Annotated in this window: 23 protein-coding genes; 12 read left to right on the top strand and 11 right to left on the bottom strand. The window is 66.9% G+C overall.

The genetic code is table 11. The features are described 5' to 3' along the window. Nucleotides 1-3 precede the first annotated feature (3 nt). The 8 genes from GXW76_RS11040 to GXW76_RS11075 all read right to left on the bottom strand — a co-directional run bounded on the left by GXW76_RS11040 (nt 4) and on the right by GXW76_RS11075 (nt 8,273). Complete coding sequence (locus GXW76_RS11040) at nt 4-1,065, bottom strand: ABC transporter ATP-binding protein (RefSeq protein WP_211862077.1); 1,062 nt, start codon at nt 1,063-1,065, stop codon at nt 4-6. Continuing rightward, nucleotides 1,062-2,120 carry an ABC transporter substrate-binding protein gene (locus GXW76_RS11045; protein WP_211862078.1) on the bottom strand — a complete coding sequence of 353 codons (1,059 nt, stop codon included), beginning with the start codon at nt 2,118-2,120 and terminating at the stop codon, nt 1,062-1,064. Before GXW76_RS11045 ends, GXW76_RS11040 begins: the two co-directional genes overlap by 4 nt. A 44-nt stretch (nt 2,121-2,164) precedes the next feature. Next, entirely contained in the window at nt 2,165-3,409 is a 1,245-nt protein-coding gene (locus GXW76_RS11050) for an NAD(P)/FAD-dependent oxidoreductase (protein ID WP_211862079.1), read from the bottom strand. After that, nucleotides 3,409-3,786: a RidA family protein gene (locus tag GXW76_RS11055; protein ID WP_211862080.1), complete on the bottom strand. Its 378-nt coding sequence runs from the start codon at nt 3,784-3,786 to the stop codon at nt 3,409-3,411. The genes GXW76_RS11050 and GXW76_RS11055 overlap by 1 nt, the downstream gene beginning before the upstream one ends. Nucleotides 3,787-3,800: 14 nt before the next feature. Continuing rightward, entirely contained in the window at nt 3,801-4,937 is a 1,137-nt protein-coding gene (locus GXW76_RS11060; RefSeq protein ID WP_211862081.1) for a M24 family metallopeptidase, read from the bottom strand. Then, entirely contained in the window at nt 4,937-6,268 is a 1,332-nt protein-coding gene (locus GXW76_RS11065; protein WP_211862082.1) for an NAD(P)/FAD-dependent oxidoreductase, read from the bottom strand. Before GXW76_RS11065 ends, GXW76_RS11060 begins: the two co-directional genes overlap by 1 nt. 69 nt (nt 6,269-6,337) lie before the next feature. After that, nucleotides 6,338-7,270, bottom strand: coding sequence for a LysR substrate-binding domain-containing protein (locus tag GXW76_RS11070; RefSeq protein ID WP_211862083.1), 933 nt, complete (start codon nt 7,268-7,270; stop codon nt 6,338-6,340). 118 nt (nt 7,271-7,388) lie between these two features. Next, nucleotides 7,389-8,273, bottom strand: a complete 885-nt coding sequence (locus tag GXW76_RS11075; protein ID WP_211862084.1) for a LysR family transcriptional regulator — start codon at nt 8,271-8,273, stop codon at nt 7,389-7,391. A 214-nt stretch (nt 8,274-8,487) separates the two neighbouring features. Between GXW76_RS11075 and GXW76_RS11080 the strand changes: the two genes are divergently transcribed. The 5 genes from GXW76_RS11080 to GXW76_RS11100 all read left to right on the top strand — a co-directional run bounded on the left by GXW76_RS11080 (nt 8,488) and on the right by GXW76_RS11100 (nt 13,784). After that, nucleotides 8,488-9,729 (top strand): MFS transporter, encoded by a 1,242-nt coding sequence (locus GXW76_RS11080; protein ID WP_338150940.1) that lies wholly within the window; start codon nt 8,488-8,490, stop codon nt 9,727-9,729. 39 nt (nt 9,730-9,768) lie between these two features. Further along, nucleotides 9,769-11,184 carry an LLM class flavin-dependent oxidoreductase gene (locus tag GXW76_RS11085; protein WP_211862086.1) on the top strand — a complete coding sequence of 472 codons (1,416 nt, stop codon included), beginning with the start codon at nt 9,769-9,771 and terminating at the stop codon, nt 11,182-11,184. Nucleotides 11,185-11,276: 92 nt separating this feature from the next. After that, nucleotides 11,277-12,440, top strand: coding sequence for an ABC transporter substrate-binding protein (locus tag GXW76_RS11090; RefSeq protein WP_246514116.1), 1,164 nt, complete (start codon nt 11,277-11,279; stop codon nt 12,438-12,440). Nucleotides 12,441-12,546: 106 nt separating this feature from the next. Next, nucleotides 12,547-13,278 (top strand): 3,4-dihydroxy-2-butanone-4-phosphate synthase, encoded by a 732-nt coding sequence (locus GXW76_RS11095; RefSeq protein WP_211862088.1) that lies wholly within the window; start codon nt 12,547-12,549, stop codon nt 13,276-13,278. After that, nucleotides 13,275-13,784, top strand: coding sequence for a flavin reductase family protein (locus GXW76_RS11100; RefSeq protein WP_211862089.1), 510 nt, complete (start codon nt 13,275-13,277; stop codon nt 13,782-13,784). The genes GXW76_RS11095 and GXW76_RS11100 overlap by 4 nt, the downstream gene beginning before the upstream one ends. Before the next feature lie 308 nt (nt 13,785-14,092). Here the strand turns inward: GXW76_RS11100 and GXW76_RS11105 are convergent, their stop codons facing one another. Beyond that, a complete protein-coding gene (locus tag GXW76_RS11105; RefSeq protein WP_211862090.1) occupies nt 14,093-15,976 on the bottom strand; it encodes a UvrD-helicase domain-containing protein in 1,884 nt (627 codons plus the stop codon). After that, entirely contained in the window at nt 15,973-18,294 is a 2,322-nt protein-coding gene (locus tag GXW76_RS11110) for an AAA family ATPase (protein ID WP_211862091.1), read from the bottom strand. Before GXW76_RS11110 ends, GXW76_RS11105 begins: the two co-directional genes overlap by 4 nt. A 270-nt stretch (nt 18,295-18,564) precedes the next feature. On the opposite strand from GXW76_RS11110, the gene GXW76_RS25695 reads away from it, so the two are divergent. The 7 genes from GXW76_RS25695 to GXW76_RS11140 all read left to right on the top strand — a co-directional run bounded on the left by GXW76_RS25695 (nt 18,565) and on the right by GXW76_RS11140 (nt 22,368). Next, a complete protein-coding gene (locus tag GXW76_RS25695) occupies nt 18,565-18,660 on the top strand; it encodes a type I restriction-modification system subunit M N-terminal domain-containing protein (RefSeq protein ID WP_246514117.1) in 96 nt (31 codons plus the stop codon). A gap of 50 nt (nt 18,661-18,710) precedes the next feature. Beyond that, nucleotides 18,711-19,864, top strand: a protein-coding gene (locus tag GXW76_RS11115; RefSeq protein WP_211862092.1) for an IS3 family transposase whose coding sequence is annotated in 2 segments (ribosomal slippage) — nt 18,711-18,978 and nt 18,978-19,864 — 1,155 coding nt in all. Because the reading frame shifts where the segments join, the coding sequence is not laid out codon by codon here. Between the two features lie 51 nt (nt 19,865-19,915). Beyond that, nucleotides 19,916-20,614, top strand: coding sequence for a type I restriction endonuclease (locus GXW76_RS11120; protein WP_272876056.1), 699 nt, complete (start codon nt 19,916-19,918; stop codon nt 20,612-20,614). Between the two features lie 65 nt (nt 20,615-20,679). Next, on the top strand, nt 20,680-20,868 hold the full coding sequence (locus GXW76_RS11125) for a hypothetical protein (RefSeq protein WP_211862093.1): 189 nt from the start codon (nt 20,680-20,682) through the stop codon (nt 20,866-20,868). A gap of 143 nt (nt 20,869-21,011) precedes the next feature. Beyond that, nucleotides 21,012-21,476 carry a hypothetical protein gene (locus GXW76_RS11130; RefSeq protein WP_211862094.1) on the top strand — a complete coding sequence of 155 codons (465 nt, stop codon included), beginning with the start codon at nt 21,012-21,014 and terminating at the stop codon, nt 21,474-21,476. Continuing rightward, nucleotides 21,437-21,955 (top strand): hypothetical protein, encoded by a 519-nt coding sequence (locus tag GXW76_RS11135; protein ID WP_211862095.1) that lies wholly within the window; start codon nt 21,437-21,439, stop codon nt 21,953-21,955. Before GXW76_RS11130 ends, GXW76_RS11135 begins: the two co-directional genes overlap by 40 nt. A 185-nt stretch (nt 21,956-22,140) precedes the next feature. Next, nucleotides 22,141-22,368 carry a hypothetical protein gene (locus GXW76_RS11140; RefSeq protein WP_211862096.1) on the top strand — a complete coding sequence of 76 codons (228 nt, stop codon included), beginning with the start codon at nt 22,141-22,143 and terminating at the stop codon, nt 22,366-22,368. 73 nt (nt 22,369-22,441) lie between these two features. Here the strand turns inward: GXW76_RS11140 and GXW76_RS11145 are convergent, their stop codons facing one another. Next, nucleotides 22,442-22,798, bottom strand: a complete 357-nt coding sequence (locus GXW76_RS11145; protein WP_211862097.1) for a hypothetical protein — start codon at nt 22,796-22,798, stop codon at nt 22,442-22,444. Nucleotides 22,799-22,904: the final 106 nt, after the last annotated feature.

Here is a 22,904-nt window from a genome sequence, read left to right on the forward strand (position 1 = left end):
GGGTCAGGCGGCCAGGAAGCGGCTGTCTTCGGGCCGCCAGATCATCGTTACGATGTCGCCGGGCCGATGCGGTTCGACCCCAGCAGCGTTCGCTGCGTCGCAAAGCAGGGTCGCGCCATCCCCAGCGTCAATCTCGTAGCGTACGATGTTGCCGAGGAAGGAGGCATGCAGCACCTTCCCCGTGAGGCGGTTCGGCGCCGGCTCCGCTCTGCCGGATTCGACTCGCACCTTCTCGGGTCGGACGAAGGCGAGGCCCTCGGCAGCGCTCAGGCCGCCCTCTGCGGCGACGAGCACCGACCCACCGGGCCCGCGTACGGCGGGCCCGTCGCGACGCACGCGCAGCAGGTTCGCCTCGCCCAGGAAGCTCGCGACGAAGCTGGACTGCGGCTTCTCGTAGACCTCTCGTGGCGGGCCCATCTGCGCGATGCGACCGCGCTCCATGATGGCGATGCGGTCGGACATCGTCAGCGCCTCCTCCTGGTCGTGCGTGACGTAGATGACCGTCATCCCCAGGCGTCGCTGGATGTCCTTGATCTCTACCTGCATGTGGTAGCGAAGGTTCTTGTCGAGGGCACCCAGCGGTTCGTCCATCAGCACCACGCGCGGATGCGCGACAATGGCCCGCGCCAGCGCAACGCGCTGCTGCTGCCCGCCGGAAAGCTGGCGCTGGTAGCGCGTCTCGAAACCGGTGAGCTTGACCATTGCGAGTGCCTCGGCGACTCGCGCGGCGATCTCCGATTTCGACGTTCCCTTCACGCTCAGTGGGAAGGCGACGTTTTCCGCCACTGTCAGATGCGGAAAGATCGCGTAGTTCTGGAAGACCATACCAAGGCCACGGCCGCGCGGAGGCACGCGCGTCATGTCGCGCCCACCCATCAGCACGCGACCCTCGTCGGCCATGACAAAGCCAGCGAGCATCGACAGCGTCGTCGTCTTGCCGCTGCCCGAAGGCCCGAGCAGCGTGAAGAATTCGCCGGCGGGAATGGCGAGCGAAATGCCCGCCACAACCGTCTCCGACCCGTAGCGCTTGGTCACGCCCTCGAGGGCGACAGAACCGTCGCTCACCGCATGACCCAGCGGGACCAAGCGCGGTTCACCCGGTCGCGATTATCCTCCCACCAACTCACGTCCTGATAAAAGCCCGTCTGGCGGGAGCGCTCACCGCCAGGCATGCGCGCGATCTCCTCGGGGGAGAGCAGGGAGAAGGCCTTTTCGTTGGTCGGGCCGTAGATGAGTTCCTTCGCGTAGCCGGCCTGCACGTGCGGCTGCATCATGAAGTCGATCAAGCGCTGCGCACCCGCGACATTCGCGGCGTCCTTGAAGATGCCAAGCGCCTGCACCTGGATCATGTGCTCGTTCCAGGTATATGCAAGCGGCGCATTGCGATCGATCAGCGTCTGTAGCCGGCCGTTCCAGATCGAACCCAGCACGACCTCACGGTCGGAAAGCATCTGTGCCGAGAGCGCGCCGGTATCCCAGAAGCGCCGGATATGCGGGCGGATACGCGAGAGCGAGCGCAATGCGCGATCGATGTCGATTGGATAGATTTGGTTTTTCGGCACGCTGTCCGCGAGCAGCGCGAACTCAAGGTTCGGCGAGCCTGCCGCCATGTCCGCGAGCATCCGCGGGCCAGGGAAGCGCCCGGCATCCCAGAATTCAGCCCAGGAATTCGGATGTCCGTTGGCGAAGGTTTCCTTGTTGTAGGCGAGGACCGTACAATACACGAAGTTCGCGACCTGGGTGCGCTTGCGCAGCTCCGGCGTGATGTCTTCCGGCTTGCTCCAACGCCAGCTGTCATAGGCGATCGGCGCCAGCGCACCCATGCGCTCGAGCGTGATGAGCTGCCCGTTGCCGGTATCGATCAGGTCCAGCTCGACATTGTTTGCGCGGAACATGGCGAAGAGCTTGGCTGTGGTCGCGGCCACCGGGCGCACGGTGATGCCCGTCTCACGCGTGAAGGGGTCATAGACGTGGCGCCGCATGATGTCGTCGTAGACACCGCCTGGCGTGCGCACGATGACCTCTCCGCTGGCACGGGCCACGCGGCTTTGCAGCACAGGTGCGGCGAGCGCAGTTGCGACCAGCAGGCGGCGCGAAATGCGTATGCTCTTCCCGGACATGCGGAAGCCCTCTCCTCGGGTTGTGGTTGGTGCCGATGGTGCGCTCATGCGAAGCGCGTCACGTTGTAGGGTGCCGGATCGAAGGCCGGCTTCGTGCCGAGGATGAGATCGGCAACGAGCTTGCCGCCCGTCGGTCCGCCGGTCATGCCGAAATGGCTGTGACCGAAGCAGAGATGCAGGCCGGGATGCTGCGCCACCGGACCTAGCACGGGCAGGCTGTCCGGCAGGGATGGCCGGAAGCCCATCCAGAGCTTCGGCGTGCCTGCCTGGACGTCAGGGAACAGGGCGCGGAGCTGGCGCAGCAGCACCTCGGCGCGGCGCTCGTCGGGCGCGGCATCCAGGCCGGCGATCTCAACCGTGCCCGCGACGCGCAGCCCGTCTTCCATCATCGTCACGCCGAAGCCGCGCGACTTGTAGAGGAGCGGCGGCGAAGGCGCGACACCCGGCTCGGGCAGCATCAGATGATAGCCGCGCTCCGTCTCGAGCGGCACGCGAAGACCGAGCGGGTCGAGCAGCGACCGCGACCAGGCACCGCCGGCGACGACGATGTGATCTGCCTCATGGTTGCCGATGTTGGTCATCACCATCCAGCGACTGCCCTCGCGGGGGATCAGCTTCATCGCCCGCTCGGCGAGGATGGTGCCCCCCTCCGCCAGCAGATTCTCGGCGACCTGGCGTACGGCGCGTGCCGGGTTCACGAGATGCCCGTTGCCGGGCACAAACAACCCGCGCGAGACGTGGCGGGCGATGCCCGGATACATCTGCCGAAGCTCATCCGCGCCGAGAAGCTGTGTCTCGATGCCATGCCGTTCGCGCAGCAGGCGTTCGACGGCCGCTGTCGGCGTCTCCGTCGTCTCGTCCCAGACCTGCACCTGACCGGCCTGCCGCACCAGATCAGCATAGCCCGCAGACCCCAGCAGGTCGCGCCAGACATGCAGGGACGGCCGATGCAGCGCACGCATCGCGTCGGATACTGCGAGGACGCGATCCATGCGACCCGCGCGGATCCACCGCAGCAGCCAGGGCGTGGCCTTCGGCAGATAGGATGGCCGCACCACCAGCGGTCCCAGCGGATCGCGCAACCAGCCCGGCACCTTGCGCAGCATGCCCGGCAGCGCGATCGGCACCACCGTCTCCGGGCTGAGCAGACCGGCATTGCCGAAGGATGCCCCGCCCGCGGGCGGCAGCGGATCGATGACCGTCACCGCGCAGCCCGCACGCGCGAGCGGCAGCGCCGCCGACAGCCCGGCGACCCCGGCACCGAGGACGATGACGCTCGGCGCAGCCATCAGCCGAGATGGGCCTGGGCGATGATCTCGATACGCATACCTGGCGCCAGCAGTTCCTTCGCCACGACGGTCGCGCGGCAGGGATAGGGCTCGGCGAAGGTTTCGGCATAGACGCGGTTCATGCCGGCGGCATCGGCCGGATCGATCAGGAAGATCTGCACCATCATGACGTCGGCGAGCGTGCCGCCGGCGGCCTCGATTGCCATCTTCAGGTTCGCGAGGGTCCGGCGCGTCTGCGTCTCGATGTCGCCGGACACAATCACACCGGTGACCGGATCCTTCGGGATCTGGGCGGTCAAGATCAGATTGCCCTTGCGGACGGTGCCACTGATGGGACCCTTCGACCGGACGATTCCGGTATCGACGACTTCGAACATGATGCAGCTTCCTCTCAGGCGTTGACGAGCAGGCCGCGCGGCAGCCCGGTCAGCAATTCGGGACCATTCTCGGTGACGAGGACGGATTCGCTCAGCGCCGCGCCGCCGGCCGAGGCATAGACGTGGAACACCATGCCGGCCTCCAGTTCCCACTCCGCCCCGGGATGGAAGATGCGGGTGAAATCGCTGGTGCGCGGCCCCGCATCGCCATAGAGGCCGAGCGTATAGGCGGTGATGTTGTCATAGGTGCTGCGAAGCCCGGCGGCGATCACGCCGTCGCGCAGGATGGCATCGACATCCGTTGCGCGGGTGCCCGGCTTCATCGTCGCGATCTGGCGGTCCTGCAACTCTGCGAGGATCGCGGCGGCGCGCAGGCGTTCCGGCTCCGGCTCACCGAGCACGACGCAGCGCATCACGCGGGAACTGTATCCGTGGATACGCGGGGTCAGTTCGATGTGCACCACATCGCCCTTAGCGAGCGGCTCATCGCCGAGATGCCCGTGCAGGAAGTCCCAGCCGCGCCCGGCTGTGATCGGGCCGGGGCGATATGGATCGCCACCCATTTCGACGAAGGTCATCTGCGCGACCTTGGCCGCCTCGCGCTGCGTGCCGCCGGGGCGACAGACCTCGGCGGCATTGAGAAGCGCCTGGTCGGCGATGCGCGCGGCGCGTCGCAGCAGCTCGATCTCCGCAGGGGACTTGATCAGCCGCAGTTCCGCGATCACCGCGCCGATGTCGATAAAGGTGGCATCCGGCAGCGCCGTCTTCATCGCGGCGAAGCGCCGGACGGACATGCCGTAGCTCTCGAAGTCGAGGCCGATGCGCGCGCTGGCGAGACCCCGCGCCGCCAAGGTGCGGGCGAGGACCGGCATCGGGTCCTCCCAGTCGCGATAGGTCGGCACGTCCTCGATCCAGCTGCGCTCGCGGCAAACCGAGGCGTCCAGGGCGCGGATCAGGAAGAACGGCTTGGCCGACATCGGGATGGCGACGCAACGCCAACGATTGGCCGAACTGCCGAAGCCGGAGATCCAGGTCATCGCCTCGATCTCGTCGAACAGTGCGACATCCACCTGCGCGGCCGCCATGCGCGCCTTCAGACGCGCCAGGCGCACCTCGAACTCGGTGTGCGTGAAATAGGGGTGCCGGCCCATCAGCGGCGTCCCTTCACGTGCCAGCCATCCAACCGGTCGCGCAGCTGATAGGCCGTGCCGACAATCGGCATGAACCAGGGAGTGCCGTTGTAGAAGGGCTTAGTGGGGAACTTCAGACGGGTGAAGGCCGAGACACTGTTGCCGCCGCCCATGATCTGCTGCGCCGCGACGCGCCCGAAATGCGTCATAGTCACGACGCCGCTGCCGTTGCAGGCCATGGCGTAGTGGATGCCGTCATGCACGCCGACGTGCGGCATCATGTCGAAGGCGAAGGCGACATTGCCCTTCCAGGAATGCGTCAGCCGCACGTCCGCGAGGTCGGGCATCAGGTCGGTCATGAAGCGGTGAAGCGTCGCCGCGGAACGCCGCGTGTCGCCATCGACGAAACTCGCGCGACCGCCGAAGAGCACGCGCGTGTAATCCGGCGAGGGGCGGAAGTAGTAGAGGATCTTCTTGGTGTCGCCATAGACGCGCAGCTTCGGCAGGACGGCGCGAACACGCTCTTCACCGATCTGCTCGGTGGCGATCATGTAGCTCGCAACCGGGATCAATCGGCGCCGGTGCCAGGGCGCCGCCGCGCCGGTGTAGCCATTGGTCGCCATCATCAGGTGGCGCGCACGGATCGGGCCGCGGCTGGTCTCGACCAGGAAGGAACCGTCGGCTTTCCGATGCTGCCCGCGGAACTCGACGCCACTGACCAGGGTCGCGCCCGCGCGCTCGGCCGCCTGCGCCAGGGAGCGCACATACTTCGCCGGATCCAGCGACGCGGCGCGAAGCAATTGCATGCCGCCGTAGTAGCGGTCGGTCGCGATCTCCTCGTGCACGCGCTCGCGCGGCACCAGGAAGGCTTCCTCGCTGCCGGTCGCGTTGATCATCTCGGCTCGGCGCTTCAGCCCTTCCATCGCCTTGGGCGCATGGGCGCCGACGAAGCGGCCACAGCGGACGTACTGGCAGTCCAGTTGCTCACGCTGGACCAGTGCCTCGAAATCCTCGAAGGCCTGTTCGCCTTCGGCGGCGAGTTCCGAGACGAACTTCGCGCCGAAGGCCTCGACCAGGTCGGATCGCACCTTGCCGAGGCTGCCCGCGCCGCTCAGCGCGCCGCCATTGCGCGAGGACGCACCCCAGCCGATCGGCTCGCGGTCGATCACCAGCGCCTTGATGCCGTTGCGGCCGAGTTCGAGCGCGGTGGCGAGGCCGGCGATGCCGCCGCCGATGATCGCGACCTCGGCGGTGTCCGGCAGCGGGATCTCGGCGAGGGTCGGGGGCGCCGCCTCCCACCAATAGGGGCGCTCGACGAAGCCGGGGGCGAAGGGGCCAGATGTTTCACTCATGCGACAGTAAGGCTGCCCCACGACGCCGGGACTGTCTCATACCAAACGGTTATGCAATGGCCGTGGTGCTTATCGCGCAGCCGCTGATGCGTTGACGCGTTCGACCAATACGCGCGCTGCGCTGCGCATGCTTTGCGCCAGCGCAGCGCGACCGAAATCGTCGCGGATCTCCTCGAGCCAAATCAGCCGGTAGTCGAAGGTCACGGCCGGCTCGAAGGGCCTCAGGACCAGCCCGCGATCAAGGTAGCCGTCGACCGCGAAAGCATCGGCAATGGTGATACCGACGCCCGCCACCGCCATCGCGACGGCGCCCGCAGTCATGCGGCATTCGACCGTCTCTGCGAGTTGCGCACCACTTCCGCGCACGGCCTCTTCGATCAGCGCCTGGCGTCCCTCCTCACGCGAGAGCGCGATGAAGGCCTCGCCATTCAGGTCCGCGGCATGGACGACTGTCTTCTTGGCAAGACGGTGGCCCGCATGCATCACGCACCAAGCACGGGTGCGGATCAGTAGGTTGGCGCGCAGGCCTGGGATGCGGGGCACGCCACTCGCGATGCCAAGGTCTGCTTGACGGGATGTGACAAGGCCGACCACCGCTCCTGCGGCGCGCGAATGGATCGATAGCGTCTCGCGGCGCCCGGCTGCCCGCCATGCGGCCACGGCGCTCGGCAGCAGAGACAGCGTCAGGGTCGGAAGGGAACCGATGACAATCCGGCGGGGAGATTGCGCGCGCAGCCGCGCAGCGAGCGCGCTCACCTCCTCGATGCCCGTGAAGATGCGTTCCGTCTCCTCGTGAAGCGCCTGGGCGGTGGCGGTTGGCACGAGCCGGCCGCGCACGCGCTCGAATAGAGGGAATCCCGCCAGCTTCTCCGTCTGCGCCAGAAGGCGGCTAACGGCTGGCTGGGACACGCCAAGCATCGCCCCCGCGCCCGTCACGGTACCGGTGCGCATGATGGCTCGGAATGCCTCGAGGTGGCGGAACTCCAGCGACTTTATGGGCATGACATCAGAAGCGTTTCGGGGATTTCCTCGGGTCGTCAATACCTATCCTGCTCTGCGCTGCAGCTTCTGCCCGCCGCGCCTGCCCCTTCCCGACAATGCCTTTCGGGCGCGGCGAGGATCAATGGCGGAAGGTGCTCGCCTCCATGGCCAGATCCATCAAGACGTTCACGGCTGGCGAACTCGCCGCCTCCGTGCATACGGCGGCATAGCCTACGTCGATGCGTGGCGGTTTCATTGGAAGAATGCGGAGGCGGCCTTCCTTGATATCCCGCTCCGATGTCTCCAGCGGCATAAGGCTGACGCCGATGCCGGCGATGGTCAGGGATGCCAGCGCTGCCAGGCTGTTGCAGGAGGTGCCGGTCCGCTGGCTCCTGCCGCTGAGGTGCAGGAGCCTGCTGACCAATTGCCTCATGAACGAGTCGGTCCCCTGGTAGATGATGGGCCATCGCCGGAGATCATCGATCGTGACGATCCGGTCGGGCAGATCGAAGCTTGCGCCCGCCATCCAGGCGAAAGGCACGCTCCCGAGATCGCGCGTCCTGAGATCGCCGGCGGAATCCGTGCTGATGACAAGCGCGACATCGAGGTCGCCGGATCGAACCCCGCTCAGCATGGATGGGTTCATCGCCACCTCGAACTCCAGGACGAGGCCCGGATGGCGCTCCCGCACCATGGCGGCGAAGCGCGGTAGCCAGGTGACGGCAATCAGTTCCGCGACGCCGATGCGCACGACACCCGATATCGCCTCGGGAGAGCCGACGTGCAGGCGGATCTCCCGCTGCAGCGAGATCGCCCTGTCCGCGTAGTCCAGCAATTCCCGCCCCTTCGGCGTCAACTGGACCTGGCGCCTGGACCGATCGAAGAGCACGACCCCCAGGCCCTGCTCCAGTTCTTTCATCCGGACGGAGACGGTGGATTGCGTGAGGTTCAGCCTCTCGGCGGCCTCGGCGAAGCTTCCGTGCCGTGCGATCGCGAGGAAGGCCTCAAGCTGCTTGATGTTCATGGCCAACCTTCGCCCTGGGTGCGGAGGACCAATCTATCGAAAAAAACGATAGGAGATGCCCAAAATATATTCGTTTGTCTGCGAGTGTGGCGACACGCAAGCATGTGGCGTCCAGGAACGAGACCATGCCCGGCCCGACGGCACGACCCAGAGCGCCATTCCGCAGTTGCGACCGCAACGCCTTGACGGGCGCGGCGGAGGCGTCTTGACCCCAGTGGCGTCGGATGTGCGTGCGGGTAGCCAGCAGGCGGCATTGCGCAGCTTCGGCGCGTTGGCAGGGGTCTCCCTGTGCCTGGTGCTGTCGCTTGCGACCTGGTTCTCGGCGACGGCGGTGCTGCCGCAGCTTCGCGTCGAGTGGGGCCTGTCCGCGTCGGTCGCGGCGTGGCTGACCATCTCGGTCCAGGTCGGCTTCGTGCTCGGGGCGCTTGCTTCGGCCCTGACGGGCCTCTCGGACCGGGTGGCGCCGAACTGCCTGATGGCGGTCAGCGCAGTGGGGGCCGCAGCCAGCAATGCCGCGCTGCTCCTCGCGCAGGATGCCATGCTGGCGATACCCTGCCGCATCCTGACGGGCGTCTTCCTCGCCGGTGTCTACCCGCCCGCGCTCAAGCTGCTTTCGACCTGGTTTCGCCAGGGCCGTGGCCTGGCGCTCGGCACGGCCATCGGCGCGCTGACGCTCGGCTCGGCGTTGCCGCACCTCATCGATGCTTCGCTCGATCTCCATTGGCGCGACGCGATCCGCGCCACGACGATCTCGACCCTCGCCGGCGCGGCGATAGCCATGGCTTGCCTTCGCAACGGTCCCCATCCGTTTCCGACGACGGCGTTCCGTGCGCGGGATCTCCGCATGGTCCTGTCCAATCGGCCGTTCCGCCTCGCGACCGGCGGCTATCTCGGGCACATGTGGGAACTCTACGCGATGTGGGCGTGGCTGCTCATTCTCGTCCGCATGCGGCTGGACGTGGCGGTTGGCGGATCGCAGGCGGCTGCCTTGCTGACCTTTGCCATCATCGCGGCAGGCGCGCCCGCATGCGTCCTGTCCGGCTACCTGGCCGACCGGCTGGGCCGTCCGGCCGTCACCATCGGAGCCATGGCGATTTCGGGCGGGTGCGCGGCCCTGGTCGGCTTCACCTTCGATGGTCCGCTCTGCCTCTTCGTCGCCGTCGGGCTCGTCTGGGGCGGTTCGGTCATCGCGGACTCCGCCCAGTTCTCGGCCATGGTGACCGAGCATGGCGATCCGCGCTTCGTCGGCACCGCGCTTACCATCCAACTCGGCCTCGGCTTTGCGCTGACCGGGCTGTCCATCTGGCTGCTGCCGCTTGCGGCCGAATGGCTCGGATCGTGGCGCTGGGTGCCGCTCCTGCTCGTCCCGGGGCCGGCCATGGGAATCATCGCCATTGCGCGCCTGCGCGCCATGGCCGCGGAGCCCCACGGCGTGACGGCGAACCAGAATGCCTAGCGTGCCTAGCTCAGACGACACTGGAGGAGCATCCATCCGATGACGAAGCAGATTCGGCTCAACGCATTCGACATGAACTGCGTCGGCCATCAGTCGCCGGGGCTGTGGCGGCACCCGCGGGACACGTCCTCGAACTACACCTCGCTCGCCTACTGGACGGATCTGGCGCGGACCCTGGAGCGCGGGAAGTTCGACGGCATCTTCCTCGCGGATGTCATGGGCGTCTACGATGTCTACGGGTCCAGCCCGGATGCGGCGCTGCGCAATGGTGTGCAGGTGCCGGTGAACGATCCGACGCTGATCATTCCCGCGATGGCGGCTGTGACCGAGCATCTCGGCTTCGGCGTCACCTGCACCCTTTCCTACGAGCCGCCGTATCCATTCGCTCGCCGCATGTCGACGCTGGACCATCTGACCAACGGGCGCATCGGGTGGAACATCGTCACCGGCTATCTCGACAGCGCCGCCAAAGCCATGGGCCAGGCGCGGCAGGTCGCGCACGACACGCGCTACGAGATCGCCGAGGAATACATGGAGGTCGTCTACAAGCTCTGGGAAGGCAGCTGGGAGGATGACGCCGTGCGGCGGGACCGCGCCTCCGGCATCTACACGGATCCTTCGAAGGTCCACCGCGTCGCGCATCACGGCACATACTTCGACGTCGAGGGCATCCACCTCTCGGAGCCGTCGCCGCAGCGAACGCCGGTGCTCTACCAGGCGGGCTCGTCCTCCAAGGGCCAGGCCTTCGCGGCCGGGCATTCCGAATGCGTCTTCGTGGGCGCGCCATCCCGGCAGATCGTGGGGCCCACCATAGCGCGGCTGCGCAAGCAGGTGGCGGCCCAGGGGCGCGATCCCGCCGATGTCCTCGTCTTCGGCATGATGACGGTGATCGTCGGCGAAACCGACGAGGCCGCGCTGCGCCGGCTGGAGGACTACAAGTCCTATGTCAGCCACGAGGGCGCCCTCGTCCTCATGTCCGGCTGGACCGGGATCGACTTCTCCGGCTGCAAGTCCGAGGACGTGGTTCGCCACATCCGGAACGACGCGGTCCATTCGGCGATCGACCGCTTCACCATCGCGGACCCTGACCGGATCTGGACGGTCGGCGAGGTGGCGGACTTCATCGGCATCGGCGGGGCCAGCCCGGTCATCGTCGGCTCCCCGGGGCGCGTGGCTGACGAGCTCGAAGCCTGGATCCGCGAGACCGATCTCGATGGCTTCAATCTGACGTATCAGGTCATGCCGGAGACCTTCGTCGATTTCGTCGATCTCGTCGTGCCGGAGCTCCAGCGGCGCGGGATCTACAAGCGCGACTATTCACCCGGCTCGCTGCGCGAGAAGCTGTTCGGCTCGGGCCCGAGGTTGCGCGCGCCGCACCCGGCCGCACGCTATCGCCGCGGCGCGGAAGCGGTCACGGGGGACATCCTCCCTGAGCCGGTTGCGGCACTGCGGTAGTCCAGGAAATAAAAGCCATCATCGGAGGAAGAATGTCGTTTTCACGTCGTAGCCTGATGGGTGCCGCGGCCGTGGCTTCGGGCTGGCCGGCCATGAGCCGCGCGCAGTCGGCGCGCCCGAAGATCAAGCTCGGGATCATCACCGACCTGTCGGGGCCGAACAAGGACAACAGCGAGCCCTCCATGGCCTGCTGCCGCCAGGCGATCCAGGATTTCGGCGCTGCGGAACGTGGCATCGACGTGGAAGTCCTCATCGCCGACCACCAGAACAAGGCCGACGTCGCATCCGGCATCGCGCGGCGGTGGTTCGACGAGGATGGCGTGGATTGCCTGGTGGACGTCTCCACCTCCACAACAGCGCTTGCCGTCAACAGCGTGGCGCGCGCCAAGAACAAGGTCATGCTGGTTGTCGGTGCCGCCACGTCGGACTTGACGGGGGCGCAATGCAGTCCCAACACAATCCATTGGTCCTACGATACCTACATGCTTGCCAAGGCCTCGACGGCGGCGGTGATGGGGCAGAACGGGAGGAACTGGTTCTTTCTCGGTGCCGACTATGCCTTCGGGCACGCCATGGTGCGTGACGCCTCCGCTTTCGTGACCACCGGTGGCGGGCGTGTCTCCGGTCGCATCTTCTACCCGTTTCCCGCGACGACCGACTTCTCCGCCTATCTGCTGCAGGCGCAGTCTTCGGGGGCGCAGGTCCTGGCTCTCTCGCAGACCGGCGCGGACACCTACAATACCATCAAGCAGATGCGCGAATTCGGCGTCGACCGCAGGATGCGGCCGGTGACGCTGCTGATGTACGCGACCGAGGTGCATCGCCTCGGCCTCGATGCGATGAAGGGTGTTCTGCTGGTCGAGAGCTTCTATTGGGACGCCAATCAGCGGACGCGCGCCTTCATGGATCGAATCCGCTCCAAGACCGCGCACAATTGGCCGAGTTCGGCATCGGCGGGCGTTTACTCCGACACGCTGCACTACCTGAAGGCGGCCGCGGATATGGGCGTCGCCGCAGCGAAGGCCGACGGCGCGGCGACGGTGGCGCGCATGAAGGCGATGCCGACGGATGACGACGTGCACGGTGTCGGGCGCATCCGCCCCGACGGGCGCAAGATCCACGACGCGTATCTGCTCGAGGTGAAGGCGCCGGCGGAAAGCCGTGGTGGGTGGGACCTGATGAAGGTTGCCGCCACCATTCCCGCGGAGGAGGCGTTCCGCCCTCTCGCGGGTGGTGGATGCGCGTTGGTTCCTTGAAGGGAGTTGCGGAGGGTCGGCCGCCGGCCGGCCCTCTCGCATCGCCTCATGAGCGGCGCGCATGCAATACCGAATGACGCGCCGCGGATACCCGGAGGGGAGTGCCATGCACGGCTATCCGAACTACGATGTGGTTGCTGCGCGTGACACGGCACATTGCGATGCAGGCGGATCATCCGACATTCCCCGCGAATTGGAATCGCGTCTGCTGGCGGGCCGCGCGGCCATCCTGGTGCGAAGCAATGCGCATGCGAGCGGGATTCACGGTATTGCCTTCGCGGTCGCCGGGCTTGCCATGCCATCCCTCGCCAACTTCATGGCCACGCATTGCCGCGGGATCGTCTCCGCGACGCTGGATGCGGAGAGCGCCCTGCGACTGGGCCTCAGCCTCGGCGCGCGGCCGATCGACCGAGGCATTGGGCGAGGATTTCTCGTGTCAGTCGAGGCAGCATGCTGCGACGGGACCGGGATCTCGGCGGCAGACCGAGCGCTCACGCTGCGCACGATCGGCGCCCCTGGCGTGAGCGCACCCGACCTCGTCACTCCGGGCCATATCATGCCGATGCTGGTGCGGCCCGTTGCTGGCAACGACGCGCCGCTTCCGGACATCGCGCACATGATTGTTGAGCGGCTCCAGGATGGACGTCGCTTCCGTTCGGCCGCGTGGTGCGACATCCTCGACGAGGAAGGCTGCGCGGCATCGTCCGGGCATTGCCTGGCGCTGGCGGAGCGGAACGGCTTACCGGTGATCCGCTGGACGAGCAGCGGGCTCGTGTTCCCACTTGGCCCCACATCCGGCACGGTGCGAAGTGCAGCCTCCGGGGAGCACGCAGCATGAGCGAAACGCAGTTCAAAGCGAGACCTCGGCTGGCTCCGTGCGACCCGGCGGCATTCCGCTCCCTGGCCGGTCATTGGGCGACCGGCGTTGCCGTGGTGACGACGATTGACGCGGAAGGCCGGCCGTTCGGGCTCACCATGAGCGCAGTAACGTCACTGTCACTCGATCCGCTCCAACTCATCATCTGCATCGATGCTCGTTCAACATCGCTGGAGCCGCTGATGGAGAGCCGGCGGTTCTGCGTCAATATCCTCGGCCAGGATCAGCGTGACATCGCGCTCCGCTTCGCTGGCCGCGGACCCGATAAGTTCGCGGGTATCGAGCACCGCATCCTGGAATCGGGCCTGGCGCTCATCACCGGAGCGATCGGGTTCGCAGAGTGCCTGGTCTCCGCCGTCCACCCAGGGGGCGATCATCGCATCGTCGTTGGCGACGTGATCGGCGTCGAGGTACCCAGCGGCGAACCCCTGGTCCATTTTGGACGGCAGTTTTGGGAGTTGCGTTGACGGGCCGTTGCGCGCGAACTGCGCAAGAGCAGCGCCGCAGCTCGCGCGTGCGGCGAACTCACCGCCAGCGCGCCTGGTCAAGGCCAGCGAGGAACGCCAACGCATCCGCGACGCCTGCGCAGGGCTGCTCGAGACGATCGATGTCCATTCGCCGTGCTTCACCCAAGCGGGACCCGCCCAAGGTCACCGACCGAAGGTCTGCGCCCAACGTAGTCATTCACTTCCGCTTGGCCTGATCCTGAAAGCCGCCGTCTGTTAGGTGCATTGAGATCATGCGGTTACGTTTGGCGGGGTCCGCAATCGACCTTTCAGGCGGCAATAACCTCAATCTCGTCGTCGGTAAACCAGCCACGCTCGAGGAGGGCGGTGCTCGCCAGGCCGGGATTGTCGGAATAATAAACGATGGCGAGGCTCCCCTCGGCACGACTGCAGGTCACGTAGAAAAGGCGACGGGTGCGGTCGATGCTGGTGTCGTCGCCCGCTGCCTCATTTTCGAGGTCGGTCTTGGTCTTGTCCTTGGTCCCCATGAGCTTGCCGTAGCTGAACAGGAAGCCGCGCGCTTCGTCGTCGCTGATCACCACCATCACGCGCGGAAACTCGCGACCCTTCACACCCTGATGGGTATCGAACTGCGACACGCCGCGGACATAGCGATCATATTTCTCGATCTCGGGGAATGGCGCGTCGAGCGCCCGACGCCAAGCACCCGCTTCGGTGCTCGCGTCTTCCTCCAGCTCCGCAGCCGCCGCATCCGTAGGCACCTCGGGGACGAACGGTTGCAGCACGTCAGGAATGACGAACAGCTCGGTCGCCGCCACGTAGCGCAGTACGGCGCGCAGGGTCGGCGGGTTCTCGGCCAGCAGCAGCGACTTGAGCCCGTCGCACGCGGCCTTCGCGCGTGCCAGCTCCTCCTGCTGCTTCTCCCCGGCTGCCGCCAGCCGCTGCCGATCGAGCAGCGGCGAGGTCTGGCGGATCGCCGCCGCGATCGCGAAACGGTCGCCCGCCGCCAGCGCGATTGCGAGCGGGAGCAGCTCGCGGGTGAAGAAGCCGAGACCGCGGCCCGTGCCGTCGAGCAGCCCCGTACGCATCGGCTCATAGGCATAGAGCGGCCCGAAAAAATGTTCGAACCCGAACCGGCGCGCAGACATCAGATGCTCGAGCGCGAGCGTCTTCACCCCGTTACGGCCGGGGAGCCAAGCCTCATCGCCGGTCAGCTCGGCCATTCTCGTCGCAGCGGCCGCTTCGACATCCCTCTTGTTGGCGACGGTCTCAGGCGCGAGGAAGAGCCGGACAGTCCCTTCGGGCGAGTCGCTGCGCGGCTGTTGCTCCTGTTTGTCATCATCGGCGCGGATCTTGTTGATGAGCGCGATCACACGCTTGGGGCAGCGATGGTTCATTGCCTTGCGCGGCCTCGCCCAGGCTTCGGGGATCGCCTCGGCGAGGCCGACCTTACCATCGGCGTAGATGCGCTGCATGGTGTCGCCGAATAGCCCCAGGCAGAACTGCGCCGGGAAAGCCGCCTGGACGTCGAGCAGCGCGTCCATGAGGCGCCTCGCGGTATCCTGGCTCTCGTCGATCAACAGGATCGGATAGCGGGCGATCAGGAGCCGGCGCAGGCCCGGCTTCGCGTTGAGGAACGCCGCGGTCATAGCGATAACCTCGGCGTGATTGAGCGAATCGCACGTGCGATTGTCTCCGGTCGGGCTGTAGATGAACCGCGGAATCTCGCGGAGACCTTCGCGGCGCCGGGTCTTGCTCTCGATCGACTGCGCACGCTCGAGCGCCGCCTTGCCCGCCCGGCCTTTCGCCTGCTTCTCCTCAAGCTCGGCAATCTCGGCGAGTAGGTTCGCGTCGAGCCACTTGCGGATGTCGGCGTCATAGCCGCCGATCAGCGACCAGGCGAAGGCGTGGATGGTAGAAACGTCGACCCGCGGATCGAATTCGAGCCGCTGCACGATCTCGTCGCGGGCGGCCTTGGTATAGGTGATGATCGCGATCTTCTGGCCGGTCAGCGTTAGCCGGCGGCCCTGGCGCTCGCACAGGTCGCGTACTGACTGGACCAGAGACCGGGTCTTGCCCGAGCCGGCGCCGGCGTAGAGGAAGAAGCTGCGCGGCGCGGCGAGATCGAGGCATTCGCGAATGGTCTCGTCCGCCGCCGCATCAATCATATCGTCGGCGTTCTCGCCGGTCATGCCGCCGCTCCCTCAATCGCCGGCAAGATCTCGATCTGCTTCTTCTTGAGCCGCTCCTGCAGCCAGGTCAGCCCTTCCGCTATGTAGCGCGGCACCGTCAGGGTTTCGAACGTCTCGGCATCAAGCACGTCAAGCGCGAACTCGGCCTTCTTGCCGGTCTTGAGGGCCTCGAACATCGCCGCGCCGACCGCGGCCGCGCCGCCGCCTGCCGCGATCGCGTCGCGGAACTTGGCGACCAGCCCCGAGCCCGGAAGCGTGGCGAAGAAGGCGAGGTTGTCAAATGCGAGCGCATCCTCGAACGTGTAAGGATAGGCCGTCTCGCTCGCGGCGGCGCCCGGAAGCGTCACCTCGACCGGCAGCTGATAGGCGGCGCGCACCGCGAACAGCGGGTCGCCCGCGGGTTCGAGCGTTCGATCCGCCGGCGTCGCTCCCCATAGCGCGTCGACGTCGGCTTGCGCCGGCACCCATTGCCGCAGTGTCGTGTTGTTGGTGGTCTGCCCGGCACCCGGCGTGGGTAGCGCCGACGTGGTTGTGCCGGCCACTTGGCTGTCGAGATCGGTGATGATCAGCGTCAGCAGGCCGAGATGGTCGATCAGCGGGCGAAGGCGATGGGCATGGCTGCCGCCAATCTCGAGCAGAGTGATGTAGCTCTTGCTGAGCGCCTCGAATTTGTGGCGGATGAAGTTCGGCACGATCATGCGTTCCGCGGGCCCTTCGACCAGGACGGCGGCATCCGCGAAGAACAGGTCGGCGTGTTGCGCGCGCAGGTAGCGCGTCACGAACCGGGCCGTCTCATTGCCCGCGCCGAACACCTCCGAGAGGTTGATCACCGTAGAGACCGGTATCCGCGACACCATGCCGGCGGGCAGGCGCCGGAAGTAGCGCAGGCATTCGAACGATACCTCATGCGCGACATGGCTCGAATGCGTGCTGACAACGAGTTGAGTGCACCGCAGCTTGGTGCCTTTGAGGTCGGGATGGGCGCGAAGCACCTCATAGGCCTTGTTGATGAACACCTGCTGGACCTGCGCATGGAGGTGCGCCTCGGGCTCCTCGACGAGGACGAGGTGCAGCGGCTCGATCACGGCGGCGGGATTGGTGCTCGCGGCCTTGCCGACACGCATCCACGAATCCCGGAAGCTCATCAGCCGGAAGATCATTGAGATGAGGTTCTGATAGCCGAGCCCATTGTTGTTCTCGGGCAGGCGCAGCACCGGCACCGCAGCTTCGCCCTCCGCCGGCGTCACGTCGACCACGAAGGTCACCGCCGAGGAGTGATTGAGGCCGTCGATCGCCTTGAGCCGTGTCGACACCTTCGGCTTGGGGTCAGTGACGCCGGGATAGCCCATGTCCTCGACTTCGCTGAACGCCGCTTCAAAGCTCTCGGTGAGCTTCTGATCGAACGCGTCCTGCGCCGCTTCGATCGCCTGCAACGCCCCCAAATCCTTGACGTCCGGTCCCTTGGTCGGATCGAGGTGCTTGGAATAATAGCTGCGCAGCTGATCGGAGAGCCGACTGCCGGGCGATCCGGCCGGCGCATCCTCGTCATCGTCGCGTGGCGCTTCCTCGCCGAACCCGCGCTGCGCCGGAATATCGTGGATGCGCACCAGCCCCTTTAGCGGTTCGCCCTCGAGGCTGAGCGAAGCGGCGGGCAGCGATTGCGGGCGCGCCTGGCCATTGAGCGGAGCCTGGAGCTGCGCGGGATCGAGGGTGAACGCGCGGATGGTGAAACTCTTGGCCAGCCGCCGGCTCAAGAAATCGACCAGCGTCGACGGCCATAGCGTGAGCTTGGGCTCGGGCATCTCCTGACCCTCGGCCGCCATCTTCTCGGCGTGCGTCTGCGTCGCGGCAGCGCGCAACGCCTCGGCATCGGCGACCGCGGCCAGGAAATCCTTGTAGAGGTCGCCGAGATTGGTCGGCTCGTAGCGGAGCCGCACCCCGAGCAGACCGCCTTCCCAATCGAGCGTCGGAATCAGGTCGCGAACGTGGTGCATCTCCCCGGCGTCCACGTCGAGCCAGAGATCGAGCGCGGGTAGCAGCGGCAGCCACGGCTGAAGCGTGAGTTCGACTACTTCATCGGCCCGCTTCGCATCGATCCAGCTCTGGCCGATCCGATCGATCGCCGGCCAATGACACAGCGTAACGTCATGAACCTCAAACGGGCAGCGCCGCGGTACGAGGAAACGCCGCAATGCGAGCATTGCCGAGCTTTTGCCGCTGTTGTTGGCGCCGACGAACAGAGTCTGCTTCTCAGCGAGGTCGATGCGTACCGATAGCAGCTTACGAAAGTTCGCAATCTCGACAAACTTGATAAGCACGTTGTTCTCCCGGAGCAGGCACCTTGATTACTTCAGCCCCTCCGCATGCTTGCCGCGCAATGACGATTAAAATTGATTAGAGGGCTGCTTCTAGCCGAGAATTTAGACGGTTGTTCCAAATGGTCAATTGCTTGGCGCCCGCCTGGCCTTCTGCCCAAGGTCCGCTAAGCCGAGCATAATTCCTGAAACCGGTATGGCAGGAGACGGCCAAGAGCCGCGGAGCCTGCCGGGACCAGTTCACTATCACCAGTCCTGGTATAGGCTCGCTGCATGAGCCAGACTCAATCCCTCTCCGCCCTCATCTGGTCCGTCGCCGACCTCCTCCGCGGTGACTACAAGCCCTCCGAATATGACCTGACCCCCTAGAAGCGGTCCGCCGGAAATGTAGTCCGGCGGCAGTGATGGGAGGTTCGGGAATGGGGCGGAAGAAGGCGCACACGCCTGAGGAGATCGTAGCGAAGCTGCGGCAGGCGGAGGTGATGATCGGCCAGGGGAAGACGGTGGGCGATGCGGTGCGTGCGATCGGCGTGACGGAGCCGACCTACTATCGCTGGCGGACGGAGTTCGGCGGCCTGAAGCTGGACCAGGTGAAGCGGCTGAGGGAACTCGAGCGCGAGAACGCGCGGCTGCGCAAGGCGGTGTCGGACCTCACGCTCGAGAAGGTCATCCTGAAGGAAGCCGCGTCGGGAAAATGGTGAGCCCCGCGCGGCGTCGGACCTGCGTCGAGCATGTGGTGCGCGAGATCGGGATCTCCGAGCGCAGGGCCTGCGCGGTGCCGGGGCAGCACCGCTCGACGCAGCGGAAGGTGCCGCGCGGGGCGGAGGATGAGGCACGACTGACGGCCGACATCATCGAGTTGGCGAAGCGCTATGGTCGGTACGGCTATCGCCGGATCACGGCCTTGCTGCGGGACGCCGGCTGGACGGTGAACCGCAAGCGGGTGGAGCGGATCTGGCGTCGGGAGGGGCTGAAGGTGCCCCAGCGGCAGCCGAAACGCGGCAGGCTGTGGCTGGCGGATGGCTCCTGCATTCGGCTGCGGCCGGAGCGGCCGAACCACGTCTGGGCCTACGACTTCGTCGAGGATCGGACCCGAGATGGCCGGAAGTTCCGGATGCTGTGCGTTGTGGACGAGTTCACGCGTGAGGCGTTGGCGATCCGCGTGGGGCGGAGGCTGACCTCGTCGGACGTGATCGACGTGCTGGCGGACCTGTTCCTCACGCAGGGGACGCCCACGCATATCCGCTCGGACCAGGGGCCGGAGTTCATCGCCGAGGCCGTGAAGGCGTGGATCGCCAGCGTGGGCGCACGCACCGCCTACATCGAGAAGGCAAGCCCGTGGGAGAACGGGTACGTCGAATCCTTCAACGGGAAGATGCGCGATGAGCTGCTGAACGGCGAGGTGTTCAACACGCTCAGGGAAGCCCAGGTGCTGATCGAGGAATGGCGCCGGCACTACAACCGGGTACGGCCGCATTCCGCGCTGGGCTACCGGCCGCCAGCCCCGGAGATCCTGCCCGCAGCGATGAGCCCGACCGGCTCAGGAGCCGGTCAGATGGCGGTGGCCCATTAAAATCCCACCCGGACCACTTGATGGGGGCTGGTCAGCGAACAGAGCCTCGATCTGGTGCTCTTCCTCAACGGAATCCCGGTCGCCACGGCGGAGTTGAAGTCGGACTACACCCAGTCCGTGCAGGATGCGGTGGACCAGTACCGCTTCGACCGCCTGCCCAGGGCGCCCGGCAAGAACCTGGCCGAGCCCCTGCTGTCCTTCCCCGGCGGCGCGCTGGTGCATTTCGCGCTGAGCAACAGCGAGGCGCAGATGTGCACGCGCCTCGCTGGAGCCGACAGCAAGTTCCTGCCCTTCAACCGCGGCCATGATTTCGGCGCGGGCAACCCGCCCAACCCGAACGGCGCCCCCACGGCCTATCTGTGGGAGGAGGTCTGGCAGCGGGACAGCTGGCTCGAGATCCTCGGCCGCTACCTGGTGCCGGTGAAGGACGACAAGAAACGGCTCGCCGGCTGGATCTTCCCGCGCTTCCACCAGCTGGACGCCTCGCGGAAGTTGGTGGCCGAGGTGCTGAAGGATGGGCCGGGCGGGAAGTACCTGATCGAGCACTCGGCCGGCTCGGGGAAGACCAACTCCATTGCCTGGACGGCGCATTTCCTCGCCGACCTGCATGACGCGGCCAACAGCAAGCTGTTCGACACGGTGCTGGTGGTGTCGGTACGGGTACAGCGCCGCCGCCGCGCGTCGCCTCCGCCGTCGCGCGCCTCGGCCCGGACGTGCAGCGTCACGCGCTGCGCCTCGCGTCTCTGCTGATCTGCAACCAGGGTCGCCTCTCGGCCTCCACGACCTGGGTTCGGCTCCGGCCTGAGCCGAACCTCGTGGCGCCGATCTTCGGCTTCGTGTTCCTCGATGAAGACCGGGTCGCGTGCTTCGGCGCGCGCGGCGACTGCCCACCGCCGCTTGAACCCTTCTTCGCGCGCCGACTGGGTGAACGGCCCTGGCAGGACCCGGCCTTGGCCGATCAGGTCGCGCTGCACGAATGGGCCTCGAAGGGGAGGGCGGCGTGATGGACGCGCTTCCCGAGAGCCTTCGCGCGCCCGCCTCGCACGTCGCACCCGACGCCGACGAGCTCCTCGCCTTTCTTCGTTGGCTTCGGCCGGATGGGCCTTGGGTGCTCGACACCTGCAAGACGCCTGGCCGGAGGAGCGCCGTGTTCGGCCCAGGGGAGGAGGCCGCGCTGCGCGCCTGGGCCGACGGCCTCGGCGAACGCGACACCTACACCCTTGTCGGCCTGCCGGAGGAGGGCGTGGCCGGTCAGCCGACGAAGGAGCAGATGCGCGGCGCCGAAGTGCTTTGGGTGGACCTCGACCCGCGCGCTGGCGAAGAAGTGACTAAGGAGCGCGAACGCATGCTCGCGCTGCTCACCACCGCGCGCCCCACGACCCTGCCGCCGCCCTCGCTGATCGTGGACAGCGGCCGGGGCCTCTGGGCCTTCTGGCGGCTGGCCGCGCCGCTGCATGACGCGGGGCTGGTGGAACGGCTCAAGGGCATGCGCAGCGGCGCGGTTGAGCATCTCAAGTCCTTCCTGTCTCGCTCGGTGGACCGCGCGCGCATGGCGGCACCGGTCGCCTGCGCGTGTTCACGTCGCACGAGGAGGAGTTCGTGGAGGCGGTGAACAACGCGGCGGCGCGCGCGGCGAAGGTGATCGACGCGCGCCGCGCCTCCATCCTGCGCACCATCACGGCGCTGGAGACGCGCGTGAAGGAGGCGCTGTTGCCGAGGGTCGGCCCCGGCCTCGCCGCCGAGATCAGGGCGCATGTGAAATCGCTGAAGGCTGGCGAGCGCCTGTCCTTCCTACAGGCGGCGGCGCAGGCGGGTGACGTGGACACCATCGGCTCGGTGATCACGGCGCCGCCCTACCTCTCTGGCGTGGACGAGAAGACGGTCACGCTGGTGCGCGAGGTCGCCGCGCGGGCGGTGGCACCGAGGGACTGGGACCAGGCGCGCGCGGCCGAGCGGACGCTGGTGCAGGTCGAGGCGGTCGGTTCGGCGCTGCTGAAGCGCGTCGCGGACGTCTCGCGCCGGAAGGACAGCGTCCGCGCCCACGCGGGCGAGAAGGTGGCGGCGCTGCGCCGGGTCGGCGCCTCGACCTGACGAGACGCGCGCCGCGCGTTGCCCCATGGCGCGCGGCGTGTGCAGGGGCGGGTGGGCGGAGATGGGCGTCCACCCGCCCCGACCCCTGGGCCGGGCGCGACAGTACAGGCTTGTCTTCCTACAGGCAGGCGGAGACCGTTCGGGTCTTCGTTGCGAGTTCGCAGCGAGAAGAACGGAGAACCGAGATGACCGCCAAGACCCGCCGCCCTGCCGAGCCCGCCCGCGCCGCTGGGCTGAAGGAGTGGCTGCGCACCAACTACGCCAAGGGGCGCCGCCTCGTTGTCGCCGACGCCGCCGCCGCGTTCGGCTGCCTTGAGAAGCAGGTGCGCAACGCGCTGGATCAGGTGCGCCGCGACGGCGGCGCCGTCGAGAGCCTCGGCGATGGCGCCTTCAAGGTGCGCTTCCCGCGCTGACCGCGCCGCCCGCCGCCGCAAGCAGAAAGGGCGCCCCGGCGATGGCCGGGGCGCCCTTCTTGCGTTTGCAGGTCTAGTGCACCGCCCTCGGCATCAGCCTCTCTGCCATTTGGCGCCGAGTATCGTCGTCGAGAAGGTTGTTGCACATGTACGCAAGGCTCTGCGCGAGAAAGGCCATCTGGCCTGGGTTGAGGTTGAACGTCTCCCAGTTCTCCTCAATGGCAATTCGTGCGAGCATCGCGAAGTGAGCGACGATGGTAGACCAGCAGTCGTCGAGACCCACGCTTTCTTCAAATACTTCGAAGTGCTCAAGCGCGGCCAAGAGATCATCGACATCGGGTACGTTGCTCCGGCAGAACTCGCGCCACTCAAGCTCCGCCAATTCGCGCGCGGAACCGATGACGGCAGCGTCGGTGTCGTAGTCACTCATGATTTGGTCACCCGTCAGGATCGCCCGCCCCTGGGCGGTTGTGTTGGATCGCTGACGGTCCGCAGGGTCCACACGGCCCGGCGGGCCTAGCCCTGGGCCTGCAACG

The sequence above is a fragment of the Neoroseomonas soli genome (assembly GCF_018129065.1).
Taxonomy (GTDB): Bacteria; Pseudomonadota; Alphaproteobacteria; order Acetobacterales; family Acetobacteraceae; genus Neoroseomonas; species Neoroseomonas soli.

What these genes read in the sequence shown, in the direction of transcription:
- GXW76_RS11085 (WP_211862086.1), top strand. Translation starts at nt 9,769, where the DNA reads ATGACGAAGCAGATTCGGCTCAACGCATTCGACATGAACTGCGTCGGC.
- GXW76_RS11140 (WP_211862096.1), top strand. Translation starts at nt 22,141, where the DNA reads ATGACCGCCAAGACCCGCCGCCCTGCCGAGCCCGCCCGCGCCGCTGGG.
- GXW76_RS11145 (WP_211862097.1), bottom strand. Translation starts at nt 22,798, where the DNA reads ATGAGTGACTACGACACCGACGCTGCCGTCATCGGTTCCGCGCGCGAA.
- GXW76_RS11045 (WP_211862078.1), bottom strand. Translation starts at nt 2,120, where the DNA reads ATGTCCGGGAAGAGCATACGCATTTCGCGCCGCCTGCTGGTCGCAACT.
- GXW76_RS11050 (WP_211862079.1), bottom strand. Translation starts at nt 3,409, where the DNA reads ATGGCTGCGCCGAGCGTCATCGTCCTCGGTGCCGGGGTCGCCGGGCTG.
- GXW76_RS11060 (WP_211862081.1), bottom strand. Translation starts at nt 4,937, where the DNA reads ATGGGCCGGCACCCCTATTTCACGCACACCGAGTTCGAGGTGCGCCTG.
- GXW76_RS11065 (WP_211862082.1), bottom strand. Translation starts at nt 6,268, where the DNA reads ATGAGTGAAACATCTGGCCCCTTCGCCCCCGGCTTCGTCGAGCGCCCC.
- GXW76_RS11100 (WP_211862089.1), top strand. Translation starts at nt 13,275, where the DNA reads ATGAGCGAAACGCAGTTCAAAGCGAGACCTCGGCTGGCTCCGTGCGAC.
- GXW76_RS11095 (WP_211862088.1), top strand. Translation starts at nt 12,547, where the DNA reads ATGCACGGCTATCCGAACTACGATGTGGTTGCTGCGCGTGACACGGCA.
- GXW76_RS11070 (WP_211862083.1), bottom strand. Translation starts at nt 7,270, where the DNA reads ATGCCCATAAAGTCGCTGGAGTTCCGCCACCTCGAGGCATTCCGAGCC.
- GXW76_RS11105 (WP_211862090.1), bottom strand. Translation starts at nt 15,976, where the DNA reads ATGACCGGCGAGAACGCCGACGATATGATTGATGCGGCGGCGGACGAG.
- GXW76_RS11055 (WP_211862080.1), bottom strand. Translation starts at nt 3,786, where the DNA reads ATGTTCGAAGTCGTCGATACCGGAATCGTCCGGTCGAAGGGTCCCATC.
- GXW76_RS11090 (WP_246514116.1), top strand. Translation starts at nt 11,277, where the DNA reads ATGAGCCGCGCGCAGTCGGCGCGCCCGAAGATCAAGCTCGGGATCATC.
- GXW76_RS11075 (WP_211862084.1), bottom strand. Translation starts at nt 8,273, where the DNA reads ATGAACATCAAGCAGCTTGAGGCCTTCCTCGCGATCGCACGGCACGGA.
- GXW76_RS25695 (WP_246514117.1), top strand. Translation starts at nt 18,565, where the DNA reads ATGAGCCAGACTCAATCCCTCTCCGCCCTCATCTGGTCCGTCGCCGAC.